General features: G+C 35.3%; 17 protein-coding genes. 5 read left to right on the forward strand and 12 right to left on the reverse strand.

Annotated elements, in window-relative coordinates; genetic code table 11:
* Positions 1-181: 181 nt before the first annotated feature.
* From bioA to WFZ86_RS11810, 7 genes are all read right to left on the reverse strand, one after another.
* Positions 182-1,453 carry an adenosylmethionine--8-amino-7-oxononanoate transaminase gene (gene bioA, locus WFZ86_RS11780; RefSeq protein ID WP_342692219.1) on the reverse strand — a complete coding sequence of 424 codons (1,272 nt, stop codon included), beginning with the start codon at positions 1,451-1,453 and terminating at the stop codon, positions 182-184.
* Positions 1,454-1,488: 35 nt separating this feature from the next.
* Positions 1,489-2,106 carry a dethiobiotin synthase gene (bioD, locus tag WFZ86_RS11785; RefSeq protein WP_342692099.1) on the reverse strand — a complete coding sequence of 206 codons (618 nt, stop codon included), beginning with the start codon at positions 2,104-2,106 and terminating at the stop codon, positions 1,489-1,491.
* A 36-nt stretch (positions 2,107-2,142) separates the two neighbouring features.
* Entirely contained in the window at positions 2,143-2,523 is a 381-nt protein-coding gene (locus tag WFZ86_RS11790; RefSeq protein ID WP_342692220.1) for a GxxExxY protein, read from the reverse strand.
* Positions 2,524-2,823: 300 nt separating this feature from the next.
* Entirely contained in the window at positions 2,824-3,429 is a 606-nt protein-coding gene (locus WFZ86_RS11795) for a hypothetical protein (RefSeq protein ID WP_342692100.1), read from the reverse strand.
* Entirely contained in the window at positions 3,419-3,922 is a 504-nt protein-coding gene (locus WFZ86_RS11800) for an RNA polymerase sigma factor (RefSeq protein WP_342692101.1), read from the reverse strand. Before WFZ86_RS11800 ends, WFZ86_RS11795 begins: the two co-directional genes overlap by 11 nt.
* A gap of 4 nt (positions 3,923-3,926) precedes the next feature.
* Positions 3,927-4,787 (reverse strand): TraB/GumN family protein, encoded by an 861-nt coding sequence (locus WFZ86_RS11805; RefSeq protein WP_342692102.1) that lies wholly within the window; start codon positions 4,785-4,787, stop codon positions 3,927-3,929.
* A 379-nt stretch (positions 4,788-5,166) separates the two neighbouring features.
* A complete protein-coding gene (locus WFZ86_RS11810) occupies positions 5,167-6,321 on the reverse strand; it encodes an aminotransferase class I/II-fold pyridoxal phosphate-dependent enzyme (protein WP_342692103.1) in 1,155 nt (384 codons plus the stop codon).
* Between the two features lie 199 nt (positions 6,322-6,520).
* Here WFZ86_RS11810 and WFZ86_RS11815 point away from each other — a divergent pair, with 199 nt between their 5' ends.
* The 5 genes from WFZ86_RS11815 to WFZ86_RS11835 all read left to right on the forward strand — a co-directional run bounded on the left by WFZ86_RS11815 (position 6,521) and on the right by WFZ86_RS11835 (position 11,573).
* Entirely contained in the window at positions 6,521-7,063 is a 543-nt protein-coding gene (locus WFZ86_RS11815; RefSeq protein WP_342692104.1) for a hypothetical protein, read from the forward strand.
* 254 nt (positions 7,064-7,317) lie between these two features.
* Positions 7,318-8,517, forward strand: a complete 1,200-nt coding sequence (locus WFZ86_RS11820; RefSeq protein WP_342692105.1) for a hypothetical protein — start codon at positions 7,318-7,320, stop codon at positions 8,515-8,517.
* 63 nt (positions 8,518-8,580) lie between these two features.
* A complete protein-coding gene (locus WFZ86_RS11825) occupies positions 8,581-9,477 on the forward strand; it encodes a hypothetical protein (RefSeq protein ID WP_342692106.1) in 897 nt (298 codons plus the stop codon).
* Positions 9,467-11,023 (forward strand): vanadium-dependent haloperoxidase, encoded by a 1,557-nt coding sequence (locus WFZ86_RS11830; RefSeq protein ID WP_342692107.1) that lies wholly within the window; start codon positions 9,467-9,469, stop codon positions 11,021-11,023. Before WFZ86_RS11825 ends, WFZ86_RS11830 begins: the two co-directional genes overlap by 11 nt.
* Positions 11,024-11,129: 106 nt before the next feature.
* A complete protein-coding gene (locus tag WFZ86_RS11835) occupies positions 11,130-11,573 on the forward strand; it encodes a DoxX family membrane protein (RefSeq protein ID WP_342692108.1) in 444 nt (147 codons plus the stop codon).
* 50 nt (positions 11,574-11,623) lie between these two features.
* On the opposite strand, the gene WFZ86_RS11840 is transcribed toward WFZ86_RS11835, so the two are convergent.
* From WFZ86_RS11840 to glmS, 5 genes are all read right to left on the reverse strand, one after another.
* Positions 11,624-11,905: a F0F1 ATP synthase subunit delta/epsilon gene (locus tag WFZ86_RS11840; RefSeq protein ID WP_024979835.1), complete on the reverse strand. Its 282-nt coding sequence runs from the start codon at positions 11,903-11,905 to the stop codon at positions 11,624-11,626.
* A gap of 73 nt (positions 11,906-11,978) precedes the next feature.
* Positions 11,979-13,490, reverse strand: coding sequence for a F0F1 ATP synthase subunit beta (gene atpD, locus WFZ86_RS11845; protein ID WP_064716067.1), 1,512 nt, complete (start codon positions 13,488-13,490; stop codon positions 11,979-11,981).
* A gap of 257 nt (positions 13,491-13,747) precedes the next feature.
* The gene (locus tag WFZ86_RS11850) at positions 13,748-15,298 is read right to left on the reverse strand and encodes a G-D-S-L family lipolytic protein (protein WP_342692109.1); all 1,551 of its coding nucleotides are present in this window, start codon (positions 15,296-15,298) and stop codon (positions 13,748-13,750) included.
* Between the two features lie 27 nt (positions 15,299-15,325).
* Positions 15,326-18,142 carry a TonB-dependent receptor domain-containing protein gene (locus WFZ86_RS11855; protein ID WP_342692110.1) on the reverse strand — a complete coding sequence of 939 codons (2,817 nt, stop codon included), beginning with the start codon at positions 18,140-18,142 and terminating at the stop codon, positions 15,326-15,328.
* A gap of 383 nt (positions 18,143-18,525) precedes the next feature.
* Positions 18,526-20,373: a glutamine--fructose-6-phosphate transaminase (isomerizing) gene (gene glmS / locus WFZ86_RS11860; RefSeq protein ID WP_342692111.1), complete on the reverse strand. Its 1,848-nt coding sequence runs from the start codon at positions 20,371-20,373 to the stop codon at positions 18,526-18,528.
* Positions 20,374-20,381 lie beyond the last annotated feature (8 nt).

Below are 20,381 nucleotides of genomic sequence, written 5' to 3' on the forward strand. Positions count from 1 at the left end.
AATATATTCTTCGCAAACCTTACGTTTGAATTCCTCCGAATAATTAGAATAACGTTTTGTAGTGTTTGTTCCTGCACGATTGATCATAAATTTACATTTTTATGTAAACTTATTTCAGGACAAGACAATGTCTTTAATTTTTTTTAATTCGTGCCAATTCGTGAAATTCGTGTTTAAAAAACTACACTATTTCCAAAGCATTTTCAACTACTTCATACACTTTTTGCAACTGTGCATCGGTAATTACGTAGGGCGGCAAAATGTAAACTATATTCCCAACTGGACGCAGAATTACTCCATTTTCAATAAAAAAATCGTAGAGCTTATTACGCAAAGAACCATAATAACTCGCTGCTCCATCGGTTTTGATTTCTAAAGCGAAAATTACCCCAAAAACTCTAGTAGTGGTTACTTTTGGATACATACCAATATGCTTTTGAAAGTCCAAATGGCGTTGATGAATGCGTTGAATGTTGGACTGCATCGTTTCGGTTTGCAACAATTCGATGCTGGCTAGAGCAGCAGCACAACCTGTTGGATTAGCCGTAAACGTATGGCCATGAAACAAGGCTTTATTGATATGATCATCATAAAAAGCATCGAAAATGTCCGTGGTAAAAGTCGTAATCGCCATAGGAATAGTTCCACCAGTCAAGGCTTTAGACAAACACATCATATCGGGCAACGTTTTCAAATAATCGCAAGCAAAGTTTTTTCCGGTTTTCCCAAAGCCAGTCATCACTTCATCGGCGATGGTCAATACTTGGTTTTCTTTGCAAATTTGAAGCAAGTTATCCAAGGCTTCGGGTGCATACATCACCATTCCAGCGGCACCTTGTATTAAAGGTTCAAAAATAAAAGCCGCACAATTTTTATCGGCAATTGCTTTTTGAAGAGCTGCCATACTTTCCGCTTCCTTTCCTTGCACTGGAACAGGAATCCGAACGACATCAATCATCATTCCTTGAAAAGCTTCAGTAAAAAACGAAATACCACTCGCCGCCATTGCCGCAAAAGTGTCGCCATGAAAAGCATCTTCAAAAGCAATAATTGTTGTTTTTGAAATCCCTTGGTTAAAGTTATACTGCAAAGCGACTTTTATCGCAATTTCGACAGCGGTAGAACCATTGTCCGAAAAAAAGAGTTTTTGCTGATTGCTAGGTAAAATTTCGACTAATTTCTCGGATAAAACAACAGCGGGTTCGTGCGTAAAACCTCCAAAAAGCACGTGCTCTAAAGTGGTGAGTTGTTTATAAATCGCATCCGCAATAAAGCGATTCGAGTGGCCATACGGATTGACCCACCACGATGCAATGGCATCAATATATTCTTTACCACTTTCGTCCCACAATAAGGCCGCTTCGCCACGGACAATTCCGACCGGTAAAGCCGCTGTTTTATGTTGAGTGTACGGATGCCAAAGATGTTTTTGGTCTCTTTCTGTAAGCTTCATTGTTTCAGAAGAAGGAATATTTGTTGTATTCATAATTACAAACTCAATAATTGCTCACGAAATAAATCGGCATATTCTGCGATGACATTCGTGTCAAAATAGGGTTCTTGTTCAATTCTCCCAATGTATTTTACTCCTGTTTTACTTAAAATAATAGATTCGGTTGCTTGATTTTCATCTCCAGAAAAAACGATTCCAGCGACAGCAATGTTTCGATTTTGTAATGCCTCAATAGTCAACAGTGTATGATTGATACTCCCCAAATAATGACGGGAAACCACAATCACTTTATAATCGGGTTGAATCAAATCGGCAATCGTATCCGTTGCATTTAAAGGAACTAAAATTCCACCTGCGCCTTCTATCACCAAATGGTTTTCGGTTACCGGTTCTTTAATCTGAGTGATATCAATGGTGATACCATCTATTTCGGCTGCATAATGAGGGCTTGCAGGCGTATGCAAAGCATAACTGTTGGGATGAAAAACAGTCTTTTGATTGGACACGTAGGCCTTTACTTTATGACTATCAGAATGATCCAAATCTCCAGCCTGAATAGGCTTCCAATAATCGGCTTCTAAAGCTTGAGTGATGATAGTGGCTGCAACGGTTTTACCCACATCGGTACCTATTCCTGTAATAAATAATTTCATATTCTAAATTGCCACGGATAAAACGGATGGAACGGATTATCGCTGATTTTTTAAATTAACTTTTCTATCGTTTGTATATATAATACGTTTAAATTCTGGTTCTTCGCCGAAGTTCAGCAACAATCCAACTTCTATTTCAGTTGCTTTTAAATAGTTCATTATTTGAGCCATATGAACATCCATCAACATTTCAGTTGCTTTTAATTCTACTATTACTTTATCTTCAACTAACAAATCTGAAAAATACTCTCCAACAAGTTGCTTTTTGAAATATACTTTAATTTGCTTTTGGGCTTCTACTTTAAAGCCTTTTTCTTTTAATTCAAAATACATAGCATTTTGATATACTTTTTCAAGGAATCCAGAGCCAAGTTCATTATAGACTTCATAATAAACTTTTAAAATTACTTCGGTAATACCTCTGTGTAATAATCACGCCATAAACTTAATTTACATCTGAAATTAATTGAATCGGTGACAAAAATAAACCACAAAACTTTATGTTTTTTATTTTTTTAAAATCATAATCCATTATCTCTTTCCATTAATGGTAAACTTACCTATACGCTATCAATGAATTCAGAAGTAATTTTCAGTAATAATCAGTAAAATCCGTTGAATCCGTGGCAAAAAAATTGTATTTAAAGTTCGCAAAGAATTTACAAAGCCTACTATGATTACAACACAAAAAAAGCAACCCGAAAGTTGCTTTACTATTTATTCTTCTTTTAACTCGTCTAAAACGGTTCGGATTTCTTTAGCGTATTTTCCATAATAATAGTGTACCCACCATTCTAAAGCTACCCCCATAAACAGCATACTAAACAAAACTGAAACAAACAGTACTATACTATTGGCACTATCGGTAAATAATGTTGCACCATTAGGCAATGTAAAATATAAAACCCCAACCAAAAACAAAATCATAAAGGGGGTTAAGGCAAAACCAAACGTCTTGTAAAGTTCCATATTCAAGCGAATATCAAAATAGGTTTCGTATAAATTGTCTTTGGTATTCAAAGCTGTTTTGTTTAATCGTTTATAAAAAAGAAACAACTTAATTAAATAATAAGCACTAACCGCCACAAACAAACTGAACAACAAATAAAAGGGTATGATGGCTTGCTCAGGAAATCTATTTAAATAAGGTGCAAATCCTATCAGAACAATTGATACTATTTGATAAATAAATTCATTTTTCAAATTTTTCTTAATCTTATCCAGCGGTGTATTGGCCTGTTGTACTTTCTCTAATTGAGTGGGAACAACCACATTGTTTGTGTTTTCGTTGTTCCATGCTGATTGTATATCGTTAAAATCCATATCCTTGATTTTTTATAATTTCTTTTAATTTTTCTTTTGCTCGATTCAATTTCACTCTGGCATTTCCCTCTGAAATCCCCAAGTTTTCTCCAATTTCCCGATGAGAGAAACCTTCTAATTGGTAAAAAATAATAGCTTTATCAATTTTATCCAATTTTTGAACAGCTCGATAAAAATGATCTAATTGACTTTCTTTTATATGAGAATCATCTTCATCTTCTTTTACATTTTCGGAAGCTATTTCGTACTTATCAACCTTTCTCTTTTCTTTCTTTAAAAATACTATTGCTGTATTAATAGCTACACGATACATCCAAGTAGAAAACTGACTCTCTCCTTTAAAACTATCATTAGCTTTCCATAACTGGCAAATGATTTCTTGAAACAAATCTTCTTGATCGTCTCGGTTATCCATATACATTTTGGAAACCTTATACAAGATACCTTTGTGCTTTTCAATCCGGGATAAAAATTCTTGCTCTTTATTTTTCAAAACTTTAATTTACAATTGGTTTTACAGTATAGCCTGCTTTTCTTAATAAATTAATAACACCTATTTCTCCACCTAAATGCGCTGCTCCTACGGCAAAGAAAACACTTTCTTTTTGCATCATAGCTGGCATATCTTTAACCCAATTACTATTGCGGTTGTCTAACATTATAGGTCTGCTTTTTTCATCCATAAATTTAGGATCATTAACCATTTCATAAATGGCCTTTAAATCTTCACTTTTATAGGTTTGAGTTAATAAATCGAAATGTTTTTTGTCATAATTTCCCAACTGCTCAACCATTTCATGAGGAGGATAAGCCGCCTCTAATGTAGCAATTTGAGCCGCAAATTTCTCTAAACCTACTACTTCCATCTTGCGTTTTTGAGCCATTTGAAAAAACTCTAATTCATATACTTTAGGAGGACAATTTAAAGATTTTATCATTAGTAAACTCATTAAAGAACTCAAACTAGTAGTCTCAAATTGACTAGCACCTACTCCCACTTTTTCTTTCAAAAGAACATCTAATTTTTTATAATCGTCAGGAGTCAAAAGAGTGCTCAAAGCTACTTTACTAACACTCATTTCTTGCATCGCTTTTAATTCTGATGGGTCGTCAAAATCTAACTCTAAGGCTAATTTAGTTGATTTATCAAATGCTTTTTTTACTTTTTCTTTGATGATAAAATCACTTTCACACATCATGTGTAAGGTTCCATATACATAAGAAGGACGTGCTAATCCGTTTCCTGAAATTTCCCATAATAAAGAATTTTCGTTTGCTTTTTTGGTTTGTGCTTGTGTTGAAAAACTAAAGCTTGCTACCGTTACTAAACCTAAAATAAGTGTTTTGATTGTTTTCATGATTGTTGATTTTTTTGATTGATTGATGATTGTGTTTTAGCCTTCTATTTATTCTTTGTTGAGGAATTACTGGCTAACAAACAGCATGCAGTGATTAGTAATAAACCGTTTTCTGGTTTATCAAATACAAACTCTTTTACTAGACTATAACCTAAGCTAATTCCAGCTAAAAAAAGTAATACATAAAAGATTTGGTTTTGGGATTGTGTTTTTACATTTTTCATGGGTTTTGATTTTTTTGGGTTAATGATTGATGATTAAAACAATATCTAATTATTTGATTACGACTCGTAAGTAATCAACAAATAAAAACGTTACAAACTTTTTTTATTTTTTTCAAAAAACCCAGAAAACACGAGACTTATGAAATGTAATTTTTTTAGAGAAGCAACGACAAACAATACAAAACTTCGGAAATTTGAGCTTCAGTATTGTAGCTGTGTAAACAAAAACGCAAGCGCTCTTGTCCGGCGGGAACCGTTGGGGAAAGTATCGGTTTTACATCAAATCCTTTGTCTTGAAGTTGTTTTGCAATGGCTTTTACATTAGCATTTCCTGGAATTATAGCCGACTGAATAGCCGATTTACTTCGAACGAAAAGCGGCTTCAAACTGAAGCGGCTTTTTTCTTGATTAAAAAAATTAATTCGCTCTTTCAATTCACCAATTGCTGCTGCTTTAGCATCCAACACCAGATAAGCATTAAGAATTGTTGCAACGGAATGTGGAGAAAGTCCTGTAGTGTATATAAAACTTCGGGCAAAATTGACCAAATAACTACTCAATGCCTCAGAACCTAGCACAACAGCACCATGACAACCTAAGCCTTTTCCAAAAGTAACAATCCGAGCAAAAAAATGCTCTTGTAAACCCAAAAACTGCACCAATCCTTCTCCTTTTTCACCAAAAACCCCCAACGCATGTGCTTCATCAATAACTAAATAACAATTATGTTTTGTGGTTACCTGAACCAGTTCTTCTAAATTTGGACAGTCTCCATCCATAGAAAAAACACTTTCCGTAACTACATAAATGGTATTGGAATGCTGATTTTCCAAAGACTGGAACTTCAAAATAAGTCGTTCCAAATCTTCAAAATCGTTATGCTTGAATTTATAGGCTTTGGCATTGGACAGCTGAATCCCATCCCTGATTGATGCATGACACAATTCATCATACAAAACAAAATCCCCTTTTTGAGGTACAGCACTAAAAAAACCAACATTGGCATCATAGCCTGAGTTAAAAAGTAAAGCAGATGGCACTTGATGAAAAGCAGCTACAAAAGTTTCTGTAGTAGAATACAAAGTATGATTCCCCGAAAGCAATCGCGAACCTGTTGCTCCGTTGATTATGCAATTATGATTAACTAAATAATGGTGTGTGGCTGTAAAAATAGCTTCCGATTTTGCAAAACCTAAATAATCATTTGATGCAAAATCGATTAATTGGTTGGCCAAAGGCAATTTTCTAAGCGCATTTTGCTCTTGTCTGGCGGCTAACTTTTGTTCAAGAGGCTGAGGAAGCTGTTTCATAGTCAACAAAAATAAGGACTTTTTTAAAAACACAATTCGCTTTGGTCATTTAATAAAAACAAGTGATTAGAAAAAAATTGGCGAAATATTCTTAATTTTTTAATAATAAAAATTTACTATCAATTTTTTTAATGTTAAAAAAAACTTAAAAAATACTAAGTAACACGAAATCAATCAATTTGTTTTTTACTTTCGGAGCATGACGAAACGCTTGGCATCGGTATTTCTAATTGCCTCCTTATTCTACAATGTAATAGGGTACTATCTTTTATTTCATCAAAAAGAAGAACACCAATGGGTCTCTAGTATGCAAGAAAAAGCAACTTCTGAATACCAAGTTCTTGAAGTAAACGCTTCCATTTATTCTTTTGTACAAGATACCGACTTTGAATACGTAAATCAAAACATAGAAATCAACAATACGTATTATCATGTTTTTAAAAAACGTATAAAAAACAACATCCTGTACTTATATTATTTGCCAAACACGCATCAGGACAAAATTAGCTCTGAACTCACAAACCTTGTAAATCAACAATTATTTGATGATTCTCCATCAAAAGAGTCGCCAGCAAAAAAGCTTCTAAAAACATTTATAACTGATTATTTGGTTACAAAACCTTTACTAATTAGCACACCTTCTACACCCCAAATAGCTAGAGCTTCTTTTCAAAAAACACAAATCGTTAAACCAGTTTGTGGCTATTTCAATTTACCCTATTCCCCTCCAGACTTAGTTTAATCGTTTTATTTTATTAGATTCAAAACAAACCAAGGCTCACAATAGTGGCCATATTCTCACTGGCAACAACTTATTCAGTGCTGTGTTTTGACATCAATAAATAAAAAAGAGCTCTTCAGTTCAAAACATTTCAAATTAAACTAATCCAATCTCTATTTTCAAAAAAGTAGAGCACAGAAAACGAGACTATTATGAAAATTGTTCTTTCAAGAATGATTGCATAAAAGTTATGTTTTGCTGTAAAATAAATCATTATGCCTATACTATTACGCAAATTATATATCTACTTACCCATAATCAGTTTATTGCTGATTTCTAAAGTCGCAGCACAAGGCTGTGTTGCAGTTAGACAAATGGGAGGACAAAATATGAATGCTACCAATACATACAACCTTGAAGAAGGAGAATTTCAAGTAGGCACGAACTACAGGTATTTTCATTCTTGGCGCCATTTTGTTGGAAAGGAAGAACAACTAGAGAGACAAACTACCGGTGGCGGACACGATGCAAACGGAAAAGAACTTGGAAACGCTGTAAACATATATTCGCACGCCATAGATTTGAATTTTTCTTACGGACTAACCAATAGAATACAATTAAACGCAACAATTCCTTACGTACACTACGAACGATCACAAGTTTTGAGACAAACCGCTCCAACCAAAGACACCCTAAGGTATAGTGTTTTTGCTGATGGTTTAGCCGATGTGCGTTTAAGTGCCAACTTTTGGGCATTCGACCCTACAAAAGTTACCAAAGGAAATGTAATGATTGGCGTAGGGATAAAACTTAACAATGGCAGTCACGATCGTAGAGACAATGCCCCTCAAACCAACGGAACTACTCAAAACGTAGTGATGGACCAAGCCATTCAACCAGGTGATGGTGGCGTAGGTTATACCTTTGAAATACAAGCATTCCGAAAATTATCAGGAAGACTTTATGGCTTTTTGAATGGCTATTACTTATTCAATCCTCAAGAATCAAACGGCTCGTTCAAATCTGCACCTAAAGCAGGACTCGAAGGCTATGAAATATACGCCTCACCCGATCAATATTTTGGTCGTTTAGGAGTAGTAGCGGCGGTAGATAAAAAAGAAAACCTATCCATTTCATTAGCAGGAAGGTTTGAAGGAATACCTGCCTATGATGTCTTTGGAGGTCAAGTAGCCTATAGAAGACCAGGTTATGTTATTGCCATAGAATACGGGATTTCCTATCGCATAGGAAAACATGGTTTTAGTCTATTTATCCCTTATAACATAGTTAAAAACCGCATTCAAAGCGCCGCAGACATCGCTAGTCAAAACTTACAAAATTCGGTAATCACGGATCCAAGTAAATATGTTCACGTGCAAGGAGATGCAGCATTTGCAGATTACTCCATTAACATTGGCTACTCGTACCGATTTAATTTGAACAAAAAATTTAGTGTTACACCCACTCCTCACTAATAATAAACAGTACTAACCATTTTGATTATTTAAATGAAAAAAATCATTTTAAGTTGTCTATTAATGACATTCTTACACACAAAAGCTCAAACCGAAATTGACGGGATAATGATGAGTAAAAATAACTTTTGCACAGGAGCAATATACCAATACAGCAGTTGGGATAACTACTGGGAAGGTAATTTCAAAAGAACCAATTTAAATCTTGGAACTGTAAGCACAAAATCATTAGCAGTTATGGGTAATTACGGAATTTCGGATAAATTGAATCTATTGTTTAGTTTGCCTTATGTAAAAACAAATGCTTCTGAAGGCACAATGAAAGGTCAAAAAGGAATACAAGACCTTTCCTTAACTTTAAAATACATGCCAATTGAAAAAACAATTGGAAAAAACACCTATTCCATTTATTTTATTGGGAGCTATTCTACTCCACTATCCAATTATGCTATCGATTACTTACCCCTTAGCTTGGGCCTTGGAAGCAATACAGGAACCTTACGAATTATGGGAGATTTTCAAAGAGGTAATTTTTTCAGTACGCTTTCTGGAGCTTATATAAAAAGAGCAAACGTTACAATTGAAAGAAATTCCTACTTAACCAACAACGAAATTCTATATACCAATAAAGTGAACATGCCTGATGCTATTTCGGTTAATTTTAGAATGGGCTATCGCTCTAATCGATTAATTGCTGAATTCATAATTGATAATTGGGTTACACAAAAAGGAGGTTTTGACATTACCAAAAATAATATGCCTTTCCCTAGCAATACTATGAACGCTATCAGATATGGATTGAATACAAAATACACACTCAAAAGCATCCCTGAATTATCAATAATTGGCGGGTATAATTATGTAGCTGAAGGTAAAAATGTTGGGCAATCCAAAACCGTTTATGGAGGCTTGTTTTATATTATCAATTTTGAAAAAAAATCTACCGAAAATGAAAACTAAACTATACCAATCACTTTTAAATAGCCTTATCATTGCACTGTCGTTATTTGTTTTTTCTTGTAGTGAAGAGGTTACAGAACGCAATGATAATTTTCAGGCTTTAAACCCAACCAATATCGATGCTAACGGCGGAACTTGGAAACCAATTTTACTAACAGCACCAGATGAATTTCCAATCGATGTTCCAGTAGCAACAAATACAGCAGCTTACACACGTGAAATTAACGAAATCAAAAGCTACCAAGCTGGCATAACAGAAGAACAAAAAAAAATCATTGCCTATTGGCGAGTAGGCGGCGTTCTTCGCTGGAACGAAATTATGCGAACCCTAGTCGCAAGACACAACCGTCCGCCTTATCAAAACGAAGACGGAACTTATCCTGCGCCTTCTGCCGCCAATCCATTTGGGTATCCGAAATTTCCCTTTTCAAATCCACCTTATGCAGCAAGAGCCTATGCGTATGTTAGCGCAGCACAATATGACGCATTAATTTCAGCTTGGCATTACAAAAAAATATACAATAGAGCCGCTCCCTACACTGTAGATGCAAACTTACAAGTATTAGTTCCTAAAAGTACTTTACCCGCCTATCCTTCTGAAGACGGTGTACTTTCTGGAGTAACCGTAGAATTACTAAAATTGCTTTTCCCTACAGAAATCGCTTACATTCAAGAAAAAGCGGATGAAGAAAAATTGTACCGAATCATTAGCGGAGCCAACGTTCGAAGTGATGTAGAAGCTGGAATTGCTCTAGGAAGAAAAATTGCTGCTAAATTCATAACAAGAGCCGCTGGCGATGGAGCAGGAGCCGCAATAGGAACACCAGCAATATGGGCTCAATTAGAATCCAATGCTATCGCAAAAGGAGAAACTCCGTGGATCTCACTTGATGCACCAAAACGCCCACCGATGCTACCATTGTTTGGAAATGTAAAATCATTTTTAATGACTCCTGCTGATGTTGTGGCAAGTCGACCTGTACCACCACCATCCACAAAATCTGAAGCTTTTGCAAAAGAACTGGCCGAGATAAAAAAATTTAGCACCAGTCTCACTAAAGAACAACAACGAATTGTAACTTTTTGGGCAGATGGTGTTGGCACTTATACACCTCCCGGACATTGGAATGCCATAGCAACTGAACATTTTGTACAACAGAATTACAGTGAAATCCGCTGGGCAAGAAATATGGCTTTACTTAACCTTGCTATGATGGATGCCGCCATTAGTTGTTGGGATGCCAAGTACTTCTATTTCAACCCAAGACCTTCACAAATGGACATATCAATAAAAACTACAACAGGAATACCTAATTTCCCTGCCTATGTTTCTGGCCATTCCAGCTTTAGCGCAGCTGCAGCAACAGTATTGTCACATCTCTTACCTGAATCAAAAGAAAAATTCAATGCCTTCGCCAAAGAGGCATCTAATTCAAGACTATATGGAGCCATTCACTATAGAAGCGATTGTGAAAAAGGATTACTACTAGGTGAAACAGTTGGTGAATTCGCAGTTTCAAGAGCCAAAACAGATGGCGCTGAATAAAGAACAAAAATAAAAAGTTGGTAATATAACAATTGGTTATTGCTTTTATTATCAATGTAACCTAACAGGATTGAGCCCCTGTTAGGTTTTAATTCAATTAAATACTATGGAAACACAACTCAAAACCTTTTATAGCCAATTCAGTAGAAAAATAGACGTTTACAGCGCAACACTACTGAGAGTATCATTAGCTATTGTTTACATATGGTTTGGCGCTTTAAAAGTCTTCGAAACAAGCCCTGCAGAAGAATTAGTTCAAGAAACCGTATATTGGCTTGAACCTTCCATTTTCATACCCTTACTAGGAGTAGCAGAAATGATGATTGGTTTTGGACTTTTGATAAAAAAATGGACGCCTATCGTGATACTGCTTTTGTTACTACATATGTTCGTAACCTTTTTCCCAATAGTTATCGTTCCTAGATTATGCTTTAACACAACGCTTTTTTATCCAACATTAATCGGGCAATACATTGTCAAGAATTTAGTGTTAATAGCGGCGGCCTTGACCATAATTGGGAAACATCACCAAAAACAATCAATGACATAAAACAAGAAAGCCCAACAATTGTTGGGCTTTCTTTTCTATTCTATATTCTCTTAGTCTGCTAAAAGAATCAATTTATTGTCTTTCATTTCAATTGTTCCAGACTCGATATCAAGTGTGTATAATTGATTAGAAACTTTTTTAAATTTAGTTTCTCCTTCGCTTATAAAATCAAAACTATTGGCTGCAATTTTTACAGTTCCTTGTTTTAGTAACGAAACAATTGGCGCGTGATTATTCAAGATTTGAAAACTTCCGTCTACACCTGGAAGGGTAATAGAAGTAATTTCACCATTAAATAATTTTGCTTCTGCTGATACAATTTCTAAAATCATATATTTTAAGTTAGAAGTTAGAAGTTAGAAGTTAGAAGTTTTACAACTACCAACTGAAAACTACCAACTGATTTTATGCTTCGGCTAACATTTTCTCTCCTGCTTCGATCGCTTGCTCGATAGTACCTTTAAGGTTGAAAGCAGATTCTGGCAAATGATCTAATTCTCCATCAATAATCATGTTAAATCCTTTGATGGTATCTTTAATATCAACCAAAACTCCAGGAATACCTGTAAATTGCTCTGCTACGTGGAATGGTTGAGACAAGAAACGTTGAACACGACGCGCTCTAGAAACCGCTAATTTATCATCTTCTGACAACTCTTCCATACCAAGGATAGCGATGATATCTTGTAATTGTTTGTATTTTTGAAGAATCTCTTTTACTCTTTGTGCACAGTCATAATGCTCATTTCCTAAGATATGAGGAGTCAAAATTCTTGAAGTAGAATCCAATGGATCTACCGCAGGATAAATACCTAACTCAGCAATTTTACGAGACAATACTGTTGTTGCATCTAAGTGAGCAAAAGTTGTTGCTGGCGCAGGGTCAGTTAAGTCATCCGCAGGAACGTAAACCGCTTGTACAGATGTAATAGATCCTTTGTTTGTAGAAGTAATACGCTCTTGCATCGCACCCATCTCAGTTGCCAATGTTGGTTGATAACCTACCGCAGATGGCATACGTCCTAAAAGTGCTGACACCTCAGAACCTGCTTGCGTAAAACGGAAGATGTTATCCACGAAGAACAATACATCTTTTCCTTGATCAGATCCAGCTCCATCACGGAAATACTCAGCGATAGACAATCCAGAAAGTGCCACACGTGCACGAGCTCCTGGAGGCTCATTCATTTGTCCGAAAACGAAAGTAGCTTTAGACTCTCTCATTCCTGGCATATCCACTTTAGATAAATCCCATCCTCCATTTTCCATAGAGTGCATGAAATCTTCACCATATTTAATAATTCCAGACTCTAACATCTCACGAAGCAAGTCATTTCCTTCACGCGTTCTTTCTCCTACTCCTGCGAATACAGAAAGACCACCGTGACCTTTTGCAATATTGTTAATCAACTCCTGAATCAATACGGTTTTACCAACACCAGCACCACCAAACAATCCAATTTTACCCCCTTTAGCGTAAGGCTCAATCAAATCGATTACTTTAATACCAGTAAATAAAACTTCAGAAGAAGTAGATAAATCTTCGAATTTCGGAGCTGGTCTGTGAATTGGCAATCCGTTTTCACCAGTTTTAGGCAATTCACCTAAACCATCAATAGCATCTCCAACCACATTAAACAAACGTCCGTAAACATCTGGACCAATTGGCATTTGAATTGGATTTCCTGTACCAACTACTTCATAACCTCTGCTTAAACCATCTGTAGAGTCCATCGAAATGGTACGAACGGTATTTTCACCAATGTGAGATTGCACTTCTAGTACTAATAAAGTACCATCTTTTCTAGTGACTTCTAATGAGTCATAAATTTTTGGAAGTTCAACATCCTTACCGTTGAAAACTACGTCCACTACTGGGCCAATGATTTGGGCAACTTTTCCTATTACTTTAGACATTACTTATGTATTTATTAAATAGCTATTTAGGTTTGTGAAATTCATCTTCAGAAATCAGGTCTTTCAGATGCTTTTTTCCGTGTGCAAAGATATATTTTTTAAAATACATAATCAATACCTTTTTTTTAAAAAAAATGATATTTTTTATCAAACTCACAAAAGCAGCCCTCTACTTTCATCAAATTCATTTTTCATTTCAATAAAAAACCACCTGCATTATACAGGTGGTTCATTTGGTTATTGTTTGTTTGGTCTTTCTATAGCGATGCTGGATATAATATACGATACAACCCTACGTTCACACTTTTAAAATTGGAACCATATTTAACATTAATTGCTTCTGTAAATAAATTAGCTATAATTGCATAACCTCTTGGGCTTGGATGCACACCATCTAATGAGAACATTCCACCAGTTACAAAGGTCGAAGTAGTATTATAACCGTTGTAAACAATTCCTCCACTCGCTAATTTATCGGTTACTCCTTTCAACTCTACAAAAGCCAAACCTTTAGCATCAGCAACCGACTTAATGGTTGCATTATAAGCATCTGTTGCAGTTTTCACTTCAAGTATTTCATCTTTTGTCAAAACATCTTTATCTTGTAAAGGATAAGTAATTCCAAACTTGTTTAAAGGAGCAGGAATTCCAGCTGGTGCCGTACCAATAACTGATTGCGTAGTCAAGACTACTAAATCATCTTTTGTTGCTTGTCTGGCTTGACCAAAGATTTGACCATAAAAAGCTGCTGTTGCAGCACCTAATGAAGGTGTAAATGCAGCTGTCAATTGAGCAGACAAATTAGCTAGCGACTCGTCTCTTATTAATAAAGGATTAGCAGTAGTAGTAGACATAAGATTAATTCTATCTCCTGCCCCAAAAGCCGTTAAAGCTTGTTTTAATGGGCCATACAATTGAGTATTTAAAGCATCTACTGTAGCTTGTCCAACAGCAACATTCCCTCCACCTAAAACAGCATTAGAAAGCGGATTAAATGGCACAGTAGTAAAATAAGGCAAAGCGGTTACATAAGGCAAATTGGCAACAACTCCTTTTGCTCCTTTTGCTGTCAAAGCATTAACTATTGTAGAATAGGCACTCGCAAAAACATTAGGATCTGTAATATCATTACTTGCATAAGTCGCTGGATTTAAATTACCCGTTTGATTTTTCCCCGAACCACCAGAAGTAGCATATCCTAAGATGTCATTTCCTCCAATCCACAACGAAAAGAAAGTAGGATCTTGAGCAACAGCATCAGCAACCACCGTTGTTGAAGCCGATGTTGCAAATCTTGCAAAGTAAGGATTAGCTAATCCTCCAGCAACACCCGCAACATTACCATAACCTGAGGCAACCAAATGATAACTTTTAGCCCCTGGCACCCCTAAATTATTAAATGGCCCTGTTAATTTAGTTGTAACTTCTGTAGAAGGTTTTCCCGTAACAGTTACAGGAGCCGATCCATTAAAATACAATCTTGGTCCAGCAATTACATTCCCACCCAATAATAATCCTCCAACATTATCTGCCATTAAAGGGGTTTTAAATTCCCCACCTCCTGCTAGAGCAAATTGTTTTGCAATTATATTCGCATAAGAACCTTCTTGTCCTAATGAAAAAAGTGCATTATCACTATACCCAGCAGCGTAAGAATCTCCTAAAGCAACATATTTAGTCACAACAGCTGAACCTACGGTTAATGGTTTTCCGTCTGATGAATTAGAATCTATTTTAACTTCATCCTCGTTATCACATGCTACAAAAGCCAAAGAAGCCAATAGTAACCATTTGAAATTTTTTATCATTTTTATGTTTTTTAAAATAATGAATAATTACGGATTAATTGTCCAAGAAGCGAAGTATTGTTGACCGATTAACCCTGCTCCTAATACTTGACCATACTCTTTTCCTCCAATGTTTGAAGCCCCTACTTTTAAAGTAGATTTTAAAGACGGAATATTATAGTTCAACTGAGCATCGATAACGGTAGCTGACTGAATAGTTCCATCGGCGAAAGTAGATTGCCACAGATACTCACTATTCCATCTTCCGCTAACATTAAATCCAAAATTAGGAAACAATTTCTCATTACCAATAGAAGCTTTCACACGGTGTTTTGGGGTATTAAAACCAGCTTCAAAACTTGGATCTTTAGATTGATCAAAATCAAACTGAGCATAGTTATAATTCACACCCACTTCAAAATCTTGATACACTTTTCTAGACAAGCCAACACCAAAACCAAGTGATTTAATTTTCAAATCAGTATTTGTATACAATTGGAACGCCCTGATATTTCCGTTTTGTAACGCATGTAGAGACTGTGTACCCAAATCAGTTGGACCTCCCGCTACATTAGGAGCATCTTGAGCCGTTCCATACAATGGAGCAACCACATTCAAATTACCAATGAAATTTTGGTACTCATTGTAATACCCATTAATATCTATTGAAGTATTATTAATAAAAGAACGATAACCTAATTCAAAAGCTTTTACCTCTTCTGGTTTTACAAAATCAACATTTGTTTTTCTCAACAATGCAGCATTACCAGTTGCACTAAAAGCTGCAATAGAAGAAGCAGTATATGAATTTTTATAAGCATTCAAACCATTAATTGTAACAGAAGTCCCACCTGCAAAAGCTTGTCCAACAGCAGTAGCAACTGGCAATGTTTCTGAGTAACGCGTTAAATTATCTGGAGCAGATCCTAACAGAATTGCACTGCCTACATTAAATCCAATATATTGATCTTGGGTTGATGGATTTCTAAAACCCGTTTGAAAGGAACCTCTAAAATTATGATTTTTATTTTGTCCTCCAGAATACACTAATGAAACTCTAGGCGAATAATTCCCTTTGAAGTTTTGAGACTTATCGTAACGGATAGATCCAGTAAATTTTAAACGATCATCCATAAATTTTTTCATCACTTGAGTATATGCACCATATTCATCGTAACGAATTGGTCCATCAGCATCAGTGTATATTCTTCCACCAGAGTTTAATTGATATTGTCTAAACGAACCTCCAACTTGAATTTCTGCAATAGAAATCAAATCTTTAAAGTTATAATTAGCATCAGAATGGTATATTCTTGAATTATCCACCAATTTCGATCCTGTCAAGACGTTTGGATCAGCAATTACTTCATTAAAAGCTTTATTAAAAGCTGCCGTACCCGGAACCAAACGACCAGTATCAGCAGTATTTCTTGCTGCTGCATGGGCTTGTTCAGGAGTTAATCCACCTAAAGTACCAGAAATATATGCTCCAGCATACTGACCAAACCATGTTCTGTCATCTTTCCATTTACGGTTTATATTTATCCCTGCAAACAACATATCATAAGATTGACCTCCATCCTCTGTAGTAGTATATCCTCTTACAAAGAAATTTTTCCCTTTGAACTCAATTTTATGTTGTTGCATAAAAAAGTTATTCAAATAATAACGATTAGCTCCTTGATACACCGTATTTCCAAATCCAAACTTACTTTGCCAGATTACTTCTAATTTTTCATCTCCGAAAGGCCTGTAGTGCAAAGAAAAATCAATTTTAGTATTCGAAACTTTATTATCTGTCAAATCAACTTCATTATAACCTGTTCTGCTCACATTGGTATTGGGCAACAAATTTACTGCCGAGGCAGGAATTAACCCTTGTGAAGCCAATGCTTGTCCTACACCTTTTATGTTTGTAGCAACTTCATCTCCATAAACATTGATACCATCATAATTTATGTTATTTCTATCAATACCCTCTCTAGTTTTATCATCATAATTTGTTGCATACCACTCTGTTCCACGCATGTATGTGAAATTCGCTTTTCCAGCCAACTTTGGACTAAAAACTGCCGCCATTCTTATACCATAATCAACATAATCATTAGTCCCAGCAGCTTTTTGAGTGGTTTGACCATATTTTGCATAAGCCGTAATTCCAGGACTTGAGAAAGGACTCTTGCTACTCATAAACAAAATACCATTGAATGCATTAGCACCGTATAAGGCAGAAGAGGCACCTGGTAACAACTCCACACTTTGCACATCAATTTCAGACACCCCAATTAAATTCCCTAAAACAAAGTTCAACAAAGGAGACGAATTATCCATTCCATCAACTAATTGCATAAAACGAGTATTAGCAACTGTAGCAAAACCACGAGTATTTATAGATTTAAATGACATACTTGACGTATTCATTTGTACCTCTTTTAAATTTTCTAATCCATCGTAAAAAGAAGGTGAAGCCGTTTTCTTAATTTCAGCTATACCCATTCTTTCAATAGTCACGGGAGATTCTAATACTCGTTCGGGAGTTCTGGAAGCAGAAACTACAATTTCATCCAATTTGGTTTCTTCGTCCAATAAAGTTACAGTGATTCTCTGGCTATAAGAGGTCACATTTAGAACTTGCGTTGTAAACCCCAAGCTAGAAATTTCAATCTTTGCAGGCAAAGATTTAACAGACTTCAAGACAAACTTTCCATCAAAATCCGAAGTAGAACTTGCATCTTGTCCGACAACTTTAATATTTACACCAGGAATTGGTTGTCCATTACGGTCAGAAACAGACCCTGAAATTGAATTTTGAGCAAAAGATAAGCTACAAAAAAACAATGACAAAAAAAGTAAATAAATTCTCATTAGGTTCGAGTTAATTGGTTTAGTTCGTAAATGTAAAAATATTTTTGATATTAATAAAAATAGGCATAAAAAACTGCCGAAATATCATTAAAAAAACACTATTTTTTACAACTTACTATTGCATTTTTTTTAATAAAAATAAACATTTAAAAGAATTGATTAAATAAAAAATTATGCATGCATAATAAATTATATATATCGTATTTTTTATGAGCTTTTGTTAAATATTTAATAAAAATTAATTTGTCAGCGAAATCGATTGATTAAATTCAAAAACAAACAAACAAAACAAACAAACAAAACAAACAAACAAAACATCAAAAAAAGACACAAAAAAACCCCAAATGAATATACATTTGGGGTTGATAGAAAAAGCAAAAAAGTTATTCTACCGTAACTGATTTAGCTAAATTTCTTGGTTGATCCACATTACACCCTCTTAAAACTGCTATATGGTAAGACAATAATTGTAATGGTATCGTTGTTATAAGCGGAGAAAGCGCATCAGAAGTCTCTGGAATTTCAATCACAAAGTCAGCCAAATCCCTTACTTGAGTATCACCTTTTGTAACTACTGCAATTATTCGACCACTTCTGGATTTAATTTCTTGGATATTACTTACAATTTTATCGTAATGTCCTTGCTTGGGCGCTATAACGATAACTGGCATTTGGTCGTCAATAAGCGCAATTGGCCCGTGTTTCATTTCGGCTGCAGGATAGCCTTCAGCATGGATATATGAAATCTCTTTTAGTTTCAACGCTCCTTCTAAGGCAACAGGAAAATTATATCCACGCCCTAAATACAAACAATTTGGAGCATCTTTAAATGTGGCTGCAATTACTTTTGATTGCTGGTTAGTCTCTAAAGCCTCCAAAACTTTGCTTGGAATAAACTCCAATTCTTGTAAATATGTATGATATTGAGACTGTGTTAAAGTACCTTTTGCCTTAGCTAATCTCAAAGCAATCATATTTAAAACTGTAATTTGAGTGGTAAACGCTTTAGTAGAAGCAACTCCAATTTCAGGTCCTGCATGTGTGTAAGCTCCAGCATGAGTCTCTCTAGAAATTGAAGAACCAACAACATTACAAACACCAAAAACAAAGGCACCATGTTCTTTTGCTAATTTAATAGCCGCCATCGTATCGGCAGTTTCTCCTGATTGAGAAATAGCAATCACAACATCTTTGCTTGTAATAATTGGATTACGGTATCTGAATTCGGACGCATACTCTACCTCTACGGGTATTCTTGTAAACTCTTCAAATACATATTCAGCAACTAAACCAGCATGCCAAGAAGTACCACAAGCTACGATAATGATACGATCAGCATTCAAAAATTTTTCTAAATTATCTTCAACACCCGCCATTTGAATAATACCATCATTAGCATGAAGTCTTCCTCTATAGGTATCTTTTATAACATTAGGTTGCTCATAAATTTCTTTAAGCATAAAATGCTCATAACCACCTTTTTCAATTTGCTCCAAATTCATTTGAAGCTCTTGAATATAAGGATCAACTAATGAATCATCCTTTATCTTACGAATTTTCATAGGCTTATGCAAACGAATGTTTGCCATCTCACCATCTTCTAAATATACTGCATTCGAAGTATATTCAATAAATGGCGAAGCATCAGAAGCCACAAAGAATTCTCCTTCACCAACACCAATGGCTAATGGACTTCCTAAACGAGCTGCGACAATTTCCTCTGGATTTTTTTTATCAAAAACAGCAATTGCATAAGCACCTACTACTTGATTTAAAGCCAACTGTACTGCTTTCCCAAGTTTGAATTTTTCTTTTTTCTGAACTTCCTCAATCAAATTAACCAAGACCTCAGTATCAGTATCTGAATGAAAAACATAGCCTCTTTTGATTAACTCTTGTTTCAAAGGAGCATAATTTTCAATAATTCCATTATGAATAATAGTTAAATCACCAGAGTTAGAAACATGGGGATGTGAATTTACATCATTAGGAACACCATGAGTAGCCCAACGCGTATGTCCCATGCCGATAGATCCATTAGTAGTGATGTCCGAAAGTGTCTTAGCCTCCAAATCAAAAACTTTTCCTTTTGTTTTGCAAAGCTTGACATCCTTTCCATCATATACCATGATTCCAGCACTATCATAACCTCTGTATTCTAGGCGTTTCAACCCTTTTATTACTATCGGGTACGCTTCTCTATAGCCTATATATCCAACAATTCCACACATATTTTTTA

The sequence above is a fragment of the Flavobacterium polysaccharolyticum genome, assembly GCF_038739875.1.
Taxonomy (GTDB): Bacteria; Bacteroidota; Bacteroidia; order Flavobacteriales; family Flavobacteriaceae; genus Flavobacterium; species Flavobacterium polysaccharolyticum.